Origin of the sequence: Salmonella enterica subsp. diarizonae (assembly GCF_008692785.1) — a bacterium.
Classification (GTDB): domain Bacteria; phylum Pseudomonadota; class Gammaproteobacteria; order Enterobacterales; family Enterobacteriaceae; genus Salmonella; species Salmonella diarizonae.
In genome coordinates this window covers 157,635-173,194 of the sequence record NZ_VXJV01000002.1, presented here as the reverse complement: position 1 = coordinate 173,194, position 15,560 = coordinate 157,635, and the positions used below count along the sequence as shown (strand labels likewise).

General features: G+C 44.3%; 18 protein-coding genes. 4 read left to right on the top strand and 14 right to left on the bottom strand.

What is annotated here, in order from left to right; all coding sequences use genetic code 11:
• Positions 1-20: 20 nt before the first annotated feature.
• The 13 genes from sseG to spiC are packed head-to-tail and all read right to left on the bottom strand — an operon-like array spanning position 21 to position 9,264.
• Positions 21-716: a pathogenicity island 2 effector protein SseG gene (sseG, locus tag F4V72_RS04785; protein ID WP_023248079.1), complete on the bottom strand. Its 696-nt coding sequence runs from the start codon at positions 714-716 to the stop codon at positions 21-23.
• Positions 713-1,501 (bottom strand): type III secretion systems effector SseF, encoded by a 789-nt coding sequence (sseF, locus tag F4V72_RS04780; RefSeq protein ID WP_063390402.1) that lies wholly within the window; start codon positions 1,499-1,501, stop codon positions 713-715. Before sseF ends, sseG begins: the two co-directional genes overlap by 4 nt.
• A 15-nt stretch (positions 1,502-1,516) precedes the next feature.
• The gene (locus F4V72_RS04775; protein WP_023248077.1) at positions 1,517-1,951 is read right to left on the bottom strand and encodes a SycD/LcrH family type III secretion system chaperone; all 435 of its coding nucleotides are present in this window, start codon (positions 1,949-1,951) and stop codon (positions 1,517-1,519) included.
• 52 nt (positions 1,952-2,003) lie between these two features.
• Complete coding sequence (locus F4V72_RS04770; RefSeq protein ID WP_024149672.1) at positions 2,004-2,420, bottom strand: pathogenicity island 2 effector protein SseE; 417 nt, start codon at positions 2,418-2,420, stop codon at positions 2,004-2,006.
• A 2-nt stretch (positions 2,421-2,422) separates the two neighbouring features.
• A complete protein-coding gene (gene sseD, locus F4V72_RS04765; protein WP_136058251.1) occupies positions 2,423-3,013 on the bottom strand; it encodes an SPI-2 type III secretion system translocon protein SseD in 591 nt (196 codons plus the stop codon).
• A gap of 15 nt (positions 3,014-3,028) precedes the next feature.
• Positions 3,029-4,486 carry a type III secretion system translocon protein gene (locus F4V72_RS04760; protein WP_114048777.1) on the bottom strand — a complete coding sequence of 486 codons (1,458 nt, stop codon included), beginning with the start codon at positions 4,484-4,486 and terminating at the stop codon, positions 3,029-3,031.
• 2 nt (positions 4,487-4,488) lie between these two features.
• Positions 4,489-4,962 carry a CesD/SycD/LcrH family type III secretion system chaperone SscA gene (sscA, locus tag F4V72_RS04755; protein ID WP_023248073.1) on the bottom strand — a complete coding sequence of 158 codons (474 nt, stop codon included), beginning with the start codon at positions 4,960-4,962 and terminating at the stop codon, positions 4,489-4,491.
• Positions 4,959-5,549, bottom strand: coding sequence for an SPI-2 type III secretion system translocon protein SseB (gene sseB, locus F4V72_RS04750; RefSeq protein WP_023248072.1), 591 nt, complete (start codon positions 5,547-5,549; stop codon positions 4,959-4,961). Before sseB ends, sscA begins: the two co-directional genes overlap by 4 nt.
• Before the next feature lie 6 nt (positions 5,550-5,555).
• Entirely contained in the window at positions 5,556-5,882 is a 327-nt protein-coding gene (gene sseA, locus F4V72_RS04745) for a type III secretion system chaperone SseA (protein ID WP_023248071.1), read from the bottom strand.
• Between the two features lie 34 nt (positions 5,883-5,916).
• Complete coding sequence (gene ssaE / locus F4V72_RS04740; RefSeq protein ID WP_023248070.1) at positions 5,917-6,168, bottom strand: type III secretion system chaperone SsaE; 252 nt, start codon at positions 6,166-6,168, stop codon at positions 5,917-5,919.
• A 7-nt stretch (positions 6,169-6,175) separates the two neighbouring features.
• On the bottom strand, positions 6,176-7,387 hold the full coding sequence (gene sctD / locus F4V72_RS04735) for a type III secretion system inner membrane ring subunit SctD (protein WP_023248069.1): 1,212 nt from the start codon (positions 7,385-7,387) through the stop codon (positions 6,176-6,178).
• On the bottom strand, positions 7,368-8,861 hold the full coding sequence (locus F4V72_RS04730; RefSeq protein ID WP_023248068.1) for an EscC/YscC/HrcC family type III secretion system outer membrane ring protein: 1,494 nt from the start codon (positions 8,859-8,861) through the stop codon (positions 7,368-7,370). Before F4V72_RS04730 ends, sctD begins: the two co-directional genes overlap by 20 nt.
• A gap of 1 nt (position 8,862) precedes the next feature.
• Positions 8,863-9,264: an SPI-2 type III secretion system protein SpiC gene (spiC, locus tag F4V72_RS04725; RefSeq protein ID WP_136058250.1), complete on the bottom strand. Its 402-nt coding sequence runs from the start codon at positions 9,262-9,264 to the stop codon at positions 8,863-8,865.
• A gap of 399 nt (positions 9,265-9,663) precedes the next feature.
• Here spiC and F4V72_RS04720 point away from each other — a divergent pair, with 399 nt between their 5' ends.
• The 4 genes from F4V72_RS04720 to mlrB all read left to right on the top strand — a co-directional run bounded on the left by F4V72_RS04720 (position 9,664) and on the right by mlrB (position 15,138).
• A complete protein-coding gene (locus F4V72_RS04720) occupies positions 9,664-12,414 on the top strand; it encodes a two component system sensor kinase (RefSeq protein ID WP_053529785.1) in 2,751 nt (916 codons plus the stop codon).
• A 43-nt stretch (positions 12,415-12,457) separates the two neighbouring features.
• A complete protein-coding gene (locus F4V72_RS04715; protein ID WP_023248065.1) occupies positions 12,458-13,096 on the top strand; it encodes a two component system response regulator in 639 nt (212 codons plus the stop codon).
• A gap of 179 nt (positions 13,097-13,275) precedes the next feature.
• On the top strand, positions 13,276-14,004 hold the full coding sequence (locus F4V72_RS04710; RefSeq protein ID WP_023248064.1) for a MerR family transcriptional regulator: 729 nt from the start codon (positions 13,276-13,278) through the stop codon (positions 14,002-14,004).
• A gap of 174 nt (positions 14,005-14,178) precedes the next feature.
• A complete protein-coding gene (mlrB, locus tag F4V72_RS04705; RefSeq protein ID WP_023248063.1) occupies positions 14,179-15,138 on the top strand; it encodes a transcriptional regulator MlrB in 960 nt (319 codons plus the stop codon).
• Positions 15,139-15,260: 122 nt separating this feature from the next.
• Here the strand turns inward: mlrB and fumD are convergent, their stop codons facing one another.
• The gene (gene fumD / locus F4V72_RS04700) at positions 15,261-15,473 is read right to left on the bottom strand and encodes a fumarate hydratase FumD (RefSeq protein ID WP_023248062.1); all 213 of its coding nucleotides are present in this window, start codon (positions 15,471-15,473) and stop codon (positions 15,261-15,263) included.
• Between the last annotated feature and the right edge of the window lie 87 nt (positions 15,474-15,560).

Here is a 15,560-nt window from a genome sequence, read left to right as displayed (position 1 = left end):
AGGTATATACCTGAAAATGGTCACTCCGGCGCACTTTGTTCTGGCATCACCTGAGCCAGCAAACGATATAATGGGCTACTGACCTGCATACCGGTCATTGCCATCCCATCCATACCAAAGCGAGTAAAACTCATTAGTCCGTAGGTAATATCATTAATACGCTCTAATAAATGAGACTGTAGTCCCAAAGTGCTACTCCAGTATGAATGCGTCATCACCGTCGCGGTTAAGGCTAATCTACCTCCCAGAGAGACAGCTTTAGCAATGGCCATACTTTTTCGTTGATTGACAAAGCAATTAGCAATATAAAAAACGGCGTTTCCTATACTATCGTGAGCCACAGGCAAGTGATGTTTATGGTGATAGATAAGACAGGCGACATCCGCAATGGCAATAGCAAGGCCAACTCCCGCCAGGGCCAGGAGTGGTGCGCCTCCACCGCTTAGCACTGTTAACGCTATTCCGGCGGAACAACATAAAACCTGTCCGCCCAAAATGACCATTTGCCAACTAAAAATTTCTTTTGGAAAAACCGCTATCATTCGTTTAGCAAGCCCGGTCAATAATCGTTCTTTTCCTTGTTGAGGATCTATTCTACCGATTTCTACATCCCTGGTGGTTTCCGGATGCGGCAATGAGGGACATGGAGATGAATCCGTAGGCGCGTAAACAGGAAGTTGCCCTCCCACCTGAGCATTTGGGCTAACAGGTTTCATGGTTCTCCGACTCCGCAATATTGATTACCCATACTTTCCATTGATGCAGGTAGAGTAACTGATTGACAGGACTCTATAATCTTTTCCGCCAATAACACACTGGGATCGGCAGGAAACTCATCAAAAGTATTTTCCTGATCGGCACTTGGGGTTCGGGCAAGGTAATAATCCAGTACCGCACCTATCGCTGTCAGACTAGCGGAGGTAATGACAGTCCCCATCTCCAAAGAGGCCGCGATATTTTCAGCGGCAGGCAGTGGAAATAGTAAGGGTATAACCAGGGAAGAAATAGCGATTCCTGAACGTATTAATAAAGAAAGACAGTTGGCAAGGGTGTTAGCGCAGGTAAGGTTTGCTCCACATTTTAACGCCAGCTTACTGACCACAAGAGCAACGCTATCACTGGAAGTTTGTAACGGCTCCTTTTGCTGACATATCAATTGATAATTATGATACGCACAGCAAGCATCCCCGGTGGCAATCACTAGCGCAGCACCCGCAAGAATAACAATGGGTAACCCTGCCCCGCCAGAAATTACCGCTGCAGCGACCGATAATCCGAACACGACTGTCGCACCCAGCGCACGAATAGTGTATTGAATAAAATGCATAGCATAATCCCTCTGTTGCTTTACCTGTTCAGGCGTAAGCAACACAGATGTTATGGGGGCATCAGGGACTGGAATTTCAGGGGGAGGAAACGATGTCCCCTCCGCTTGCATATCGGAAGGAATACTATTATTCCCGGCTATATTGCTTGCCGCTGGTGGAATATGAACCTCCATATTTCGCCCTGTTATTTAAGCAATAAGAGTGTCAAACATTGTTTGAGCATTCTGGCGAATCTCACTCCATGAGGCATCCGCATAACTCATCTTGATTGCAGTTTGGAAAGCCTCCCTCGCCAGCCCTGATTCCCCCATCATTTTGAGACAGACGCCTGTTTGGTAAACCGGTTCTGGATGACTGACATCCAGCATCAATGCATGGCCATAGAAATTGATGGCCGTTGAGTATTCTTTAAGCATCATCCAGGCGCCAGCTAATGCAATATGGGCACGCCAACTCCATGGCTGGGCCATCACCAGCCAGCTAAAATCGATTACGGCGCGCGAATAATCCCCCTCCTGCCATGAGGCATAACCTCTGGCATAGACGGTTTCTGGATCAACAGATAAGAGCTGTTCCAGAATTTCTTCCGGTACTTTGTTTTTCTGATTTTCACTCATCATCATACCTATTGATTGCTATTTTTCCCTTAATAGAGGTTTACGCCAGGGATGTCATTTAAAAACGCCGCTGGGTAAGATGCTCGGCGGATAAAATTGTCCAGCTATCGCCATCCAGCAGGCTAAAGGTCGCTCCCATTACTGTCAGGATGCGCAATAATTTCCTGCGTAACAATGATTGTTTTTCATCCAGAACATCGGTGATTATTAACATCTTTAAACATGTTAACTGCGGGTGATGAACAAATATCCCGCGTAAAAGCCCCAGTAAGTGAAACAATTGCTGTGGTCGGGGCTGCCCGGACGTCAGGCGCCTTAACTCACAAATAATCATTTCCTCTGCCTCAATACGATATACCACCAGGTAAGGCGATAATATAAACTGCTGCCCAAGCAATATAGAGGTTTCCCCTAAATATGCAGGCTCAGTTAACACCTGATGCCGGCGCAACCATTGCTCTATTTCTTGCACTATTTTTACCTCGTTAATGCCCGGAGCATTTGAGCAAGAATATCGACCATTGACGTCCCCATACCCATGATTTGCTGCATGATTTCAACCGCTTTCTCCATAATATCCATCAAGTTTTTGTTATAAGAGTTGGCCCCATTTTGTTGCAGCTCGGCAATCGCTTTATCTTGATCGCTTTGACGTTGCGCTACACCAGCCCCCTGGCCCATGACGCCCCCAGCAGTGTGTCCCATGGCTTGACCTAATATAAGGCCGGTTTCCCCGCCTGCAGCCCCGAGTCCTATCGTCAGCACTCCTGAGAACATTGCGCCACCCGCAGTAATCATTGATGCTTTAAACGCTTGATCAATCGTTTTCATTTGCGTCTGTAAGACATTGACCTGCAGTTCCCAAGTCAACCTCTGCCTTGTTTCATTATAGGTACGCATAATATCGCGCAGCTTTTTGGCAAGCTCTATTAGCTTCGTCCAAATTACATCAAATAACAGAAGCAATGATTCAGTATCCACTCTCTCCCCGGATTGAGATTGAGCCGAAGAAGGCGCTAACAAGGAAGACAACATTGGTGATGCTGGTGCTACGTTACTCGCTTCCATATTTTTATCCTCGGATTAAGCGCGCCAGCCAGCCATTTTCGACTGAACGCTACCATAATTATCAATGGTATCTAATGCATCTTTAAGCGCTATGCCGCTATCTTTATAAAGCGCCTGTAAGCGTTTTTGTTCCATCTTTTTTTGGCCTTCCGTTTGTTCTATTATGAAATCCAGAAACCATTGCTGAGCCATTAATTGCTCTATTTTTTTTTCGAGCTTCGCTTTTTCTACTTTAACCACGCCTGTATTTATCTGATTACCTCCCTCGGTTACACATCTGATAGCCTGTAAGCCTTTAAATGAACAATCCCTCAGTAATGCATTCATAATTTTTTTAAACATATTGAAGAGGACCTTATTACGAAAACTTTTTGACAGAAAGTTTTCCCCTTCTTGCGCACATTTTTCCATGGCTTCTTTTGCCGCTTCTTTCGCCATGGCTTTCACCCCTGCTTTGGTAAAGCTTTTTCCTGCGCTTCGCGTCATATTTTGTTCTACGTCATGAGAAAACTCGGCAGACTCCTGTGCCATCTCATCCGTCATCACCATTTCACGTTCCAGCGGCTCAAATTGTTGGGAAAATTTTTCGCTCACCGCGTCGCCAAACTCTTCAGCCAACGCCTCCATTTCTGCTTCGCCTGCACCTACCATACGCTCAGCGATTTCTTCGCCGAAACAGGAGTCAAGCACTTTTGCAGCGGCGCCAGTCAAGCCTCTCGTCGCCATAAAAGCACGGCCAATCTGGAAAACATCCAGTGCCAGCGCGACAGTTTCACAGCCAAACTGAATTTTACTTGTAACGTCAATAATCGCCTGACAGGTATCGTGGTCAGCACCGAACATCATTGCTGTTTCGGCTCCGGCTTTAATCATTCCTGCACAACCTGCGGCCATATAGGCTACACCGCTAGCCATTTCTGCGGGATTACCGGACAGAAAACCTTCCACCACTTTTAAGGCGCCAAGCACGGTTTCAAATATGCCGGTAATCCAGTCAAAAATAGCGCCAAAAATGCCCGCTTTACGTGCTTTATCCTCCTGCTCTATCGCTTTCTGGATCTGCTCCTGATACTCCTTCACCTGCTTATCACGTACTGTATTTTGCACCTCAGTTGCTCGATCAAGCTGTTGGCATAACGATTGAGCGCTACTACCGAAGACGCTAATTATTAATGTCGTCATCATCATTGATAAAACCGTGGGATTCATCTGCATAAAGTCAGGCAATGATGATGGGCTATTATGATCTCCGGGGACGGCATTAAGCAGTTGCTTCAACGCGTTGTTTGCCTCTGGAAGGCTAATTTTCCCTGCTGCCTCACACGCTACTCTGGCATTGTCACAAGTAAAATCTACACGCGGCTGGCGTTTTCCCAGCGATCCCGAGGAAACACAACTGACATTGCTTAAATGATGATGTAATAAGGCGTTTACTCCCGCGGCGCTATCGCCATTACTGTGGATTCGATTCATTCTTAGCTCCTGTCAGAAAGTTGCTGTAACATCTTTTCTGCACGCAGTCGGAGGATTTGATGTTCACTGGCCTCGCCGCAAATACGCACCACGGCCCTTAACGCTTTCCTTGCATAACGAACGTTATCACACGCGAGATAGCATTCCGCTGCGGCCCAGGGCGCCTGCGGCGCATCCAGCTTAATCTGTGCCGCGCGTCCATAGGCGTATATCGCTTCTCCCCAGAGTTTTTGAGCCTGGCAGCATTCCCCTAACCGAAACCAGTAGTCAAATGACCAGGCATCATATATCGTCAGCAATTGAAAAAGTCGCGCTGCGCCGGCGAACTCGTTTACATCCATAAGCTGCATGGCATAGCGATACAGAGTATTAAGCGGCTGTGTCACATCCTCATCTAACAACATACGCAGCGAGCCGCCACGCCGGAAAAATCGTATCGTGTCATAGGCTTGCTGTAAGGTCGGCTCTTTTTTCATGAATACGTTTTCTGCGCTATCATACTGGAAATCTCCCCCCACTTACTGATAAGCCCCGTCAGTTGGGTAAGGACAGCATTAAGCTGCTGAGACATTTTTTGAATTGTTAACTGTCCCTGACTCATAAGATCGGTATTCCGGTTGGCGTCATTATCCAGAGCCGCTTTGACTGCCTGCAGGCCGCCTTTATCCAGTTTCCCCTTAACACCATATTTAGCTATATATTGATCAATGGTCATACCATTAACGAGAATACCATTGTCACGCATGTATTTAATTACATCCTCAGGCACCTCCTCTGTGGTTTTGGCATCTCCTTTGGCTGCTTCAGCAATAACCGCATCCATTTCATTTGACTTTTCCTGGGTATTTCTGGCACGTTCAGCGTTCTTCTGGATCTGTATAAACTTATCGTTTGCGATAGCCTGAATAACCATAAGGAGAATAAGTAAAACACCATACCCTTCGGCAAAAGGATTTTGCTGGGATAAGTCATCCTGACTCCCGGTATCTGTATTGCTGACGCCAAAATCATTATTAAATACAATAGGGTTATGATTTCCCCAAAAGACATTTCCTGAAGACATTGGGCTTTACCTTTTTGTTTTGCCTGGCGGTATCTCCACCAGGGATTGAGTATTAAGTTGTTGCAGCCGTGCTTCAAGTTGTTTAAACAAAGTTACTATTTTCTTTAAGTCTCTCTCGGCCTCCTGGTTAACCCCGGTCACGCCTTGTGGAAATAACTTATCAAGGATAGGATCTGTCTCACTGTTTTTTTTGGGATACTGCGCCCTTTCAGAAAGCTGTTGACTCACCTTAGCCCTGATTTGATTAAATTTTTTAAGATAGTGATTTAGCTGCATAAAACTTTGCTCTAAATCGCGATATTCACTAAAAGCAGCCTTTTTCTTTATCATCATTATCCTCCTATATAACGATAGAGAAATTAACGTGCTAACTAAGCGTTTTTTCACTTCCTCCCACAAGCGCACAGTTATGGTAACGATAATAAATGGTGTTGATGATATTTTCAGCCTGATCGATTGCTTCAATCAATAAGGTGTTTTGCTGATATTGCTGCGGGTCCTGTATCTTACTGTTGTTCTCTTCTAATTGCCGCCGGGCAGCCCTTAATTGTAAAATTATTCCTTTGGCCTCTTCACGCGAATGAAGCAGCAAGTCTTCTAACTGAGTCAGAGTTGTCATATTTCACTCACTTAAAATCTAATGGATAGTTAATCAAAGTATCATCATTTTTAATCGTTACCACATCGGCACTCAGATGGACAATTTCTCCCCCATCGGGTAACAGCGCCCCTACGCGTAAACGCTCCTTATTGGTTAGTAATAAATAATCACCATGACGGCTCTGCACAAAGCCAGCTACTGGTGCGGGCAGATATTTTCCTCCATCATGAGAAGGCGCAATATCCTGATAGATTAAAGAAAGAGCAGGGTCCTTTTTCTTTAATGCTGCCAGCATTTCTTGCAGAATACGTTGATGAGATTCATCCAGTACGCCACTGATAACAAAAGAGCACCGTATTGGCGTAACATTAACAAGGCCCACTAAACCGTTCTCTATTATCGCAGCAATAATATCATTCCCCTGAGATTGATGAGAATAACTAATCTTCCAGTGCAACAGCCCGGGGATATCTGCAAGTAACGGTTGAACCTTACGCCATCGCTGATCCATCCGTATATCATCATGAATTAACACACTACCAGGCCCTTCGCTGGATACTTCAGCATGGGGGTAATCCATTTTTATCAAAATATCCTGCACTTCTCGTATCAATAAGTCATCACAGATTACACTATCCCGGTACATAACCCCCCATGATTCGAGCGTCGCTCTCACCTTTTGCATCTGTTCGTTTGACGAGCAATAACCTGACAATTGCAGGCTTCCATCTTCTTTCCATTGTGCCCGGACATAATGAATGTTGCTTTTATCTAATAAAAGCTTAACCCGCAAAGGTAAATCATTTACCGTTTCAGGCTGACCACCAATACTTGACAAGGCCCCCATTCCACCGATGAAAATCAAGAATACGCCAGCCAACCACCAATGCCGTAATCTGGAAATCGGTATTTGGTAACTGGCAAGATCACAATCCGATTTACCAAACGCCATAGCAATCCCCGCAACCTGCAAAACCCCACTGGACGGTAGCGGCTTATTTTGATTGAATCTGCGTCCATTAACTCTAACCCTGGCTTTCCCTGCATCAACAAACAAACTCTCTTCCTGTTCTCTCAGTACAATCTTTCCATTTATAGTAAGCGGAATACAAATATCACACCCCTTCTCCCCCAGTGACAGGCGTCCTTCATTCAGCCATACTTCCCGGCCTTGTAAAAGGCGATCTAAAAAACGTATTTTCCAGGAACTCGTCGGATTAGCCATGAGATATGCCATTATTTACTACTGAAGCTTTAATTAAAAAAAGCCTGATTACACTATGTACTTGAGTCGTATCATTGCGAAACAAATGCCCTAAGACAGGAATATCGCCTAATAAAGGAATTTTATTTTGCGAACGGATTTGCTTACCTTGTTTAAATCCTCCCAGCAATAGACTTTGTCCGGCCAATAATGTGGCTTGCGAAGCAATTTCAGAATTTTGCACCTCGGGTAGCGGATTTGTTTCGCTTTGTGTATCACTTTGTTGACCATCCTGAATATTGAGATTCAGCATTATTTTTTGCATGCCATTATCGTTTAATAACCGAGGCGTAACGCGCAGCAAAGAACCCGTCGTGATGGATTCAAGCTTAGCCACTTTTTCCCCCTGTAGTTTAGTATAGAAAGTAATATTCTTATCCAGTACAGCCTGGATATTATTTAAAGTAACGACAGATGGTTGGGAAAGTACATAAGCCTGAGAACTTTTTTCCAGTGCATTCAAACGCACCATAAAGTTTGAAGTATCGCTGATTACCGTTGAAAAACCGCTAGTACCACCGTCATTCAGACCCGAATTGAAAGCAATCTTCTTCCCACCCAGCGACACTGCCGTCCCCCAGTCGATTCCTAACTGGTTAATATCTCCAGCATTAACATCAATAATTTTCACAGAAATCTCTATCATCTGTTGGCGTTGATCTAATTCTGTGATGAGTTTCCGATACCCCGCCATATTGGCCGCATAATCACGAACGATCACTGCATTTTGTCGTGGATCGGCAGCAAACATAGGTAATGCCTGTGTCGCGGGTGAACCATCACTCGGAGATGCCGCCGGTACGCCAGATTTACTCATCTCACGTAATACACTCACAACGCCAGGGACCACGACAGCTTGATCTCGATATTGGTATTGAGTATCCATCGCAGTAGCATACTTAAGTGTGTATATATTCACACTTACCGCACTATCTTTTCGTTTGACTAACGCATTATCCAGTACTGAAGCTAATTGAGTAATGCGAGTCAGACAACTGGGAACACCGCTCACCTCCACTGCGCTAGTACCGGCAATTTCTTTAACCACGCATCCCGGTGATGAAAGGACATTCTGGCTACGTAAGTAATGAATGAACCGTCCAGTAGGTAAGATATTGAAAGTGATAACCTGATGTTTTAATAATGATGTGGGATATACATATAGCATATTGCCATCAAACCAGGTAAGTAGATCATATTGTGTTGCCAGGTTATTCAGAATATCCACTGGCGGTTCTGGAGAAATCTTCCCACTAAATGTGGCTGTTATTGATGGACTAATAGTAATAGCTGTATCATAGTTCTCTGAAAGAAGATGTAAAACCTCTGCTAATGGCATTTGTCTGGCATAGAGGGTAAAGTCATTACCTTTCCATGATAGCTCATCACTCTTTGCCGTACTGAGTATAAATAGTAACATTAAGATTAAGCTTCTATTTGCTATCATTTTATAGCCCACCCGAATAAAGTTTATGACGATTGCGTATTACATTTTTTAAAACACAAGTTAAAGCCAAATGTTTTTCTATCTCGATAGCAATAAGCTCAGCGTCACTACTTGTGGTATAATAACCGTTTAACCATCCTCCATCCGTTGTGAGCTGTATAGCATAATCATGGATGTCTGGGTGTGCTGCAAGCAGTAGTGTCACATAGGCAAGACAAGGCTTAGGTAAGATTTCCAGGTCATTTAAGAACAAAGAAATAGAAAACGCTTCTGAGAAGAGTTCTCCCCTGGCAGGATGTCCATCAATAGTCATTATCCAGAATCGACTATTACCTTCAGTCTTAATATCCCGGATCAATGGAATGCCTTTTAAAACAGCCAGCATGAACCCCTCCTCATACATAAAAAAGAGTTTCTATCAAATTCGCTCACAACCACATCCGTAAAAAGCCTGATTCACATTTATTTCAACGATACTCTTCTTATACAATATCAGGATATTGTCTACATATACATTGTTCGGCGCACTCCTATCACTCAGATTTCCCTATAGATTCACAATTATATTTTTGCCACTGACACGACTTATTACAATTAGAAAAATTATTTATCAAATAAACTGTTACGATGTTTTTGCGCTACCTCGTATTAGAAAGTAATTGTAGTCATCGAGTGGATTATATATGAAGAAATTTATCTACCTAATGATAACACACTCGATTAATCTTCTATTGAAACTATATGTACTGCGATAGTGATCAAGTGCCAAAGATTTTGCAACTGGCAACTTAAGGAAAGCATTATGAATTTGCTGAATCTCAAGAATACGCTGCAAACATCTTTAGTAACCAGGTTAACCTTTTTATTTTCATTAACAATAATAACTATTTGGATGCTATCTGTATTTTCAGCGGCTTATATATCAATGGTTCAGAAACGACAGCATATAATAGATGACTTATCCATTATCTCCAGAATGAATATTGTACTAATCAATCAACGTTTTGAAGAAGCTGAGCGTGACGCCAAAAAATTAATGTATCAATGCTTATTAGCTACTATTAATCGCCATAGCGATACCTTCCCTGGGCTTAGTCGGCACCTGTCTGTCGATTCCCCAAATTGCACACCGACGCTAAACCGGGATAAGCATCGTGTCTTTCTTCCATCCTATAATATCGATAAAAGAAGTTATCATTACGATAGCTTTATTCTTAACCATAAAAATGAAATCCCATTATTACCGGCTGATAACTCTCCAGGATACTCTACTCTACAGCTTATGAGACTAATACGTTTTCCTTTATACCCAACCCATGCAGACTTCTACTGGAGTAAGCCAGAATACATAAACGGCATAGGATGGAGTGTTTCCGTTGCGTTTTCCGCTCAGCAGGGAGTATTTTTTGGAATGACTATTGAGCTTCATGATCTCATGTCTAATAGCCATCCACAATTAGATGATAGTATTCAAGTATGGATAGATCAGAATAACCACTTATTACCGTTTTCATACACATCTAAAAAAATACGTACACTGTTAGAACATGTAACGCTGCATGACGGATGGCAACAGATTCCCGGTTTTCTAATATTACGCACGCCCCTGCATGGCCCCAGATGGAGCCAGGTTATTCTATACCCATACGATAATTTATTTAGCCGCATCTTAAAAACTATCCTTCAACAAATCCCCTTTACGTTAACAGAGTTGGTGTTGATGACGTCGGCTTTTTGTTGGTTACTTCATCGCTCACTGGCCAAACCGTTATGGCATTTTGTCGATGTCATCAATAAAACTGCAACTGAGCCGCTAAGCACACGTTTGCCAGAAGAAAGACAGGATGAATTAGGCAGTATTGCCTGCGCTTTTAACCAACTACTTGATACCCTACAAGTACAATACGACAATCTGGAAAGCAAAATCGTAGAACGCACCCAGGCTCTAAATAAGGCAAAAAAACAAGCCGAACAAGCAAGCAAACGTAAAAGTATTCATCTTACGGTAATAAGTCATGAGTTACGTACCCCAATGAATGGCGTACTCGGTGCGATTGAATTATTACAAACCACCCCTTTAAACATAAAACAGCAAGGATTAGCAGATACAGCCAGGTACTGTACATTGTCTTTGCTAACTATTATTAATAATCTGCTGGATTTTTCACGCATCGAGTCTGGTCATTTCACATTGCATATGGAAGAAACGGCGTTACTACCGTTACTGGACCAGACAATGCAAACCATCCAGGGACCAGCGCAAAGCAAGAAGTTATCATTACGTACCTTTGTCGGCCAACACGTCCCGCTTTATTTCCATACCGATGGTATCCGTTTACGTCAAATTCTGGTTAATTTACTCGGAAACGCAGTGAAATTTACCGAAACCGGAGGGATACGTCTAACGGTTAAGCGTCATGCGGAACAATTAATATTTCTGGTTAGCGATAGTGGTAAAGGGATTGAAATGCAACAGCAATCTCAAATCTTTACTGCTTTTTATCAAGCGGACACAAATTCGCAAGGTACGGGCATTGGACTAACTATTGCTTCAAGCCTGGCTAAACTGATGGGCGGTAAACTAAAACTAAAGAGTATTCCCGGAGTTGGAACCTGTGTATCGCTAGTATTATCCTTACAAAAATACCAGCCGCCGCAACCAATAAAAGGGACATTGCCAGCCCCTATCAGCCTACATCGTCAACTTGCTTGCTGGGGGATACGCGGTGAACTACCCCACCAGCAAAATGCGCTTTTCAATGCAGAACTTCTGTATTTTCCTGGAAAACTCTACAATCTGGCACAACAGTTAATATTGTGTATACCGAATACACCAAACATAAATATTTTGGTACAACCCTGGCAGTTGCAAATTCTTCTGGTTGATGATGCCGATATTAATCGGGATATCATCGGCAAAATGCTTGTCAGTCTGGGCCAAAATGTCACCATTGCAGCCAGTAGTAACGAGGCTCTGGCTTTATCGCAACAGCAGCGATTCGATTTAGTACTGATGGATATTAGAATGCCAGAAATAGATGGCATTGAGTGTGTACAATTATGGCATGATAACCCGGCTAATTTAGATCCTTATTGCATGATTGTGGCGCTATCAGCTAGCGTAGCGTCAGAAGATATTAGTCGTTGTAAAAAAAATGGGATACATCATTACATTACAAAACCTGTGACCCTGGCTACCCTGGCTCGCTATATCAGTCTCGCTGCAGAATACCAGCTTTTACGAAATATCGAATTGCAGGAGCAAGATCCGAACCGCTGTTCAGCGCTACTGGCGACAGATGATATAGTCATTAATAGCAAGGTTTTCCAGTCACTGGATCTCTTGTTAGCTGATATTGAGAATGCTGTGTCTACTGGAAAAAAAATCGATCAGTTACTTCACACATTAAAAGGCTGTTTAGGTCAAGCAGGGCAGACTGAATTGGCATCCTATGTAGCAGACATTGAGAATCGCGTAAATATGGGGAAAATCATCACTATAGAGGAACTAACCGACTTACGTCAGAAAGTACGTATGATCTTCAAAAACTAAACCATCACTTAATGTTTATCTTAATTTTCGCGGAGGCAGCAAAATGAAAGAGTATAAAATCTTATTAGTGGACGATCATGAAATCATCGTTAACGGTATTATAAATGCCTTATTACCCTGGCCTCATTTTAAAATTGTAGAACATGTTAAAAATGGTCTTGAGGTTTATAATGCTTGTTGTGCATATGAGCCTGACATACTTATCCTTGATCTTAGCTTACCGGGAATCAATGGCCTGGATATCATTCCCCAATTACACCAGCGTTGGCCAGCAATGAATATTCTGGTTTACACTGCATATCAACAAGAGCATATGACCATTAAAACGTTGGCCGCAGGTGCTAATGGTTATGTTTTAAAAAGCAGTAGCCAGCAGGTTCTGTTAGCGGCGTTACAAACGGTAGCAGTAAACAAGCGTTACCTTGATCCGACGTTGAATCGGGAAGCTATCCTGGCTGAATTAAACGCTGACACCACCAGTCATCAACTACTCACTTTACGCGAGCGACAGGTTCTGAAACTTATTGACGAGGGGTATACCAATCAAGGGATCAGCGAAAAGTTACATATCAGTATAAAAACCGTCGAAACGCATCGAATGAATATGATGAGAAAGCTACAAGTTCATAAAGTGACAGAATTACTTAACTGCGCCCGAAGAATGAATTTAATAGAGAATTAGCCAGGGGTATCCTATGGTATTGAGCATTTTGTCATATTTTGATGAGCCTTACGCCATTCAGTATTGCTCATCATCTACAGAAGCCATGCGGATGCCCTACTATGCCACACAATTTATCACTACCTTAATCTCCGGTTAGTCGTGATATAGTAAAATCCCTTTATTTAATGGGCTTCATCATGTCGTATTCTATCGGCGAATTTGCCAGACTATGCGGTATCAATGCCACTACGCTCAGGGCATGGCAGCGACGCTATGGTTTGTTGAAACCGCAGCGTACTGACGGCGGACATCGCTTGTACAGCGATGACGATGTTCGACAAGCGCTTAGTATCCTCGACTGGATGAGAAAAGGCGTGCCGATAAGCCAGGTCAAACCTTTGCTGTCGCGTCCAATCATTCGCCTGGGCGATAACTGGATAACGATCCAGGAAACGATGCTTCAACATCTCCACGAAGGGCGAATTGACGCGCTACGGCAGTTGATTTATGACTGCGGCCGCGAATATCCCCGAGCGGAACTGGTGACCTACTTATTACGTCCGTTGCGCAGCAAAGTGTCAGCGCATCTTCCCGCCGTGATGACGCTGCGCGAAGTACTGGATGGCATCATTATTTCTTACACCTCTTTTTGTCTTGAAGGCGATAGAAAAGCGCCAGGCTACAATGCATTTATTAGCGGCTGGCATCTCTCAGATCAGTGCGAAATCTGGCTGGAAGCGTTGACACGTACCGGACAAGGGTTGCGGATCGATGTTCTTCCTTCCCCACCAGCCGTACTGGCGCCCGAACTTTTCGCCCAGAGAAAATGGTTTCTGGTGACTACCGGAAAGCTCACTGCCGGGCAGAAAAAGCAGCTTGCCCAATGGCGCAACGTTGTCGTTTCGCTTGAGGTTATCACGCTATAAGCCCTTAAATGCACTTTCCACCTTCATTCTATCTCATTGATATTCCAATACATAAAAAATAATCCTCACGAAAACTTAGACAAAAAAACAAAATTGTGTAAGTTTTAAATCAATGCAAGATAACATCTTGCGCCATTCGGCGTCAGTCGTCGTGCTTTCAATGAGGGGGAAATCATGAATAATAAACCCGTAGTCGGCATTAGCGGATGTCTGACTGGCGCCGCGGTACGCTTTGATGGCGGACATAAACGTATGGATTTCCTCATGAACTCTCTGGCGCCGTGGGTGACCTACAAACCGATCTGTCCGGAGGTTGCGATCGGCCTGCCCGTTCCTCGCCCTGCGCTGCGTCTTATCCAGATGACCTGCGGCGACATTCGGATGCGCTATAGTCATGTCCCGCACGATGACGTCACCGATCGGATGAACGCCTTTGCCGATCGGTTTTTACCAACGATGGGCGAACTGACGGGATTTATTGTGTGTGCAAAATCGCCCAGTTGCGGAATGGAGCGCGTTCGCCTGTATGATGAAAAGGGTAATCGGGGCCGCAAAACTGGTACCGGACTGTTTACCGCCGCAATAATGGCCAAATATCCCTGGCTGCCGGTAGAAGAAGATGGTCGTCTGCACGATCCGGTATTACGCGAAAATTTCATCGCACGCATCTTCGCGCTACATGAATTAAATGCGCTACGCGCGCAGGGCCTGAGTCGTCACAGTTTGCTCGCGTTTCATAGCCGATACAAACTACAGCTTCTCGCGCACCACCAGGCTGGCTACCGCGAAATTGGCCCTTTTGTTGCGCATCTGCATGAGTGGGACGATCTGGATGCCTTCTTTGTCTGCTACCGGGAAAAACTAATGGCTATCTTGCGCCATCCCGCTTCACGTAAAAATCACACCAATGTGCTGATGCATATCCAGGGCTATTTTCACCGCGCGCTGAACAGCAGGCAACGCGTGGAATTGCGCGAGGTGATTCTCGGCTATCGCGCGGGCCAGCTACCGATCCTCGCGCCGTTAACGCTACTGAAGCACTACCTGGCGGAACATCCGGATGACTATCTGCGCACGCAGAATTATTTTGAGCCGTACCCTGGTACGTTAGGGTTGCGTTTAGCCATCACCTGATAACCCTACGCATCGCTAACGGCGGGCAAATAGCCCGCCGTGATGACAATATCGCGAATGCTCAAAGGCGATACTACTATCATTTCGTTATTGCCAACAGGCCGTTTCCACCATGATACTGGCTATGACCCCGCCAGAGCGTTAATCACCGCTTCCATAGCCTGTTTTTCTAACGCGCTACGTTGGATACGTTGATTCGCCAGCGCGGTTCGTAACATACCCGCAATAACTATATGCTTCGGCTCCTGCCCCAGATCGCGCATTTCCAGCACGACTTTGCCCACCACTCTGCACATCTCGCGGTACAGTTCGTCATCTTTTGTCGGTTTTGCCATACGTTTTACTCGTCGCCAGCTCAAACCAACAGAATATAACAGTCTTCGCTATTAAACAAAATTTGATGCAAATCAAAGAAATGACGC

What these genes read in the sequence shown, in the direction of transcription:
- sseG (WP_023248079.1), bottom strand. Translation starts at nt 716, where the DNA reads ATGAAACCTGTTAGCCCAAATGCTCAGGTGGGAGGGCAACTTCCTGTT.
- sseF (WP_063390402.1), bottom strand. Translation starts at nt 1,501, where the DNA reads ATGGAGGTTCATATTCCACCAGCGGCAAGCAATATAGCCGGGAATAAT.
- F4V72_RS04775 (WP_023248077.1), bottom strand. Translation starts at nt 1,951, where the DNA reads ATGATGATGAGTGAAAATCAGAAAAACAAAGTACCGGAAGAAATTCTG.
- sseD (WP_136058251.1), bottom strand. Translation starts at nt 3,013, where the DNA reads ATGGAAGCGAGTAACGTAGCACCAGCATCACCAATGTTGTCTTCCTTG.
- F4V72_RS04760 (WP_114048777.1), bottom strand. Translation starts at nt 4,486, where the DNA reads ATGAATCGAATCCACAGTAATGGCGATAGCGCCGCGGGAGTAAACGCC.
- sscA (WP_023248073.1), bottom strand. Translation starts at nt 4,962, where the DNA reads ATGAAAAAAGAGCCGACCTTACAGCAAGCCTATGACACGATACGATTT.
- sseB (WP_023248072.1), bottom strand. Translation starts at nt 5,549, where the DNA reads ATGTCTTCAGGAAATGTCTTTTGGGGAAATCATAACCCTATTGTATTT.
- sseA (WP_023248071.1), bottom strand. Translation starts at nt 5,882, where the DNA reads ATGATGATAAAGAAAAAGGCTGCTTTTAGTGAATATCGCGATTTAGAG.
- ssaE (WP_023248070.1), bottom strand. Translation starts at nt 6,168, where the DNA reads ATGACAACTCTGACTCAGTTAGAAGACTTGCTGCTTCATTCGCGTGAA.
- sctD (WP_023248069.1), bottom strand. Translation starts at nt 7,387, where the DNA reads ATGGCATATCTCATGGCTAATCCGACGAGTTCCTGGAAAATACGTTTT.
- F4V72_RS04730 (WP_023248068.1), bottom strand. Translation starts at nt 8,861, where the DNA reads ATGATAGCAAATAGAAGCTTAATCTTAATGTTACTATTTATACTCAGT.
- spiC (WP_136058250.1), bottom strand. Translation starts at nt 9,264, where the DNA reads ATGTATGAGGAGGGGTTCATGCTGGCTGTTTTAAAAGGCATTCCATTG.
- F4V72_RS04720 (WP_053529785.1), top strand. Translation starts at nt 9,664, where the DNA reads ATGAATTTGCTGAATCTCAAGAATACGCTGCAAACATCTTTAGTAACC.
- F4V72_RS04715 (WP_023248065.1), top strand. Translation starts at nt 12,458, where the DNA reads ATGAAAGAGTATAAAATCTTATTAGTGGACGATCATGAAATCATCGTT.
- F4V72_RS04710 (WP_023248064.1), top strand. Translation starts at nt 13,276, where the DNA reads ATGTCGTATTCTATCGGCGAATTTGCCAGACTATGCGGTATCAATGCC.
- mlrB (WP_023248063.1), top strand. Translation starts at nt 14,179, where the DNA reads ATGAATAATAAACCCGTAGTCGGCATTAGCGGATGTCTGACTGGCGCC.
- fumD (WP_023248062.1), bottom strand. Translation starts at nt 15,473, where the DNA reads ATGGCAAAACCGACAAAAGATGACGAACTGTACCGCGAGATGTGCAGA.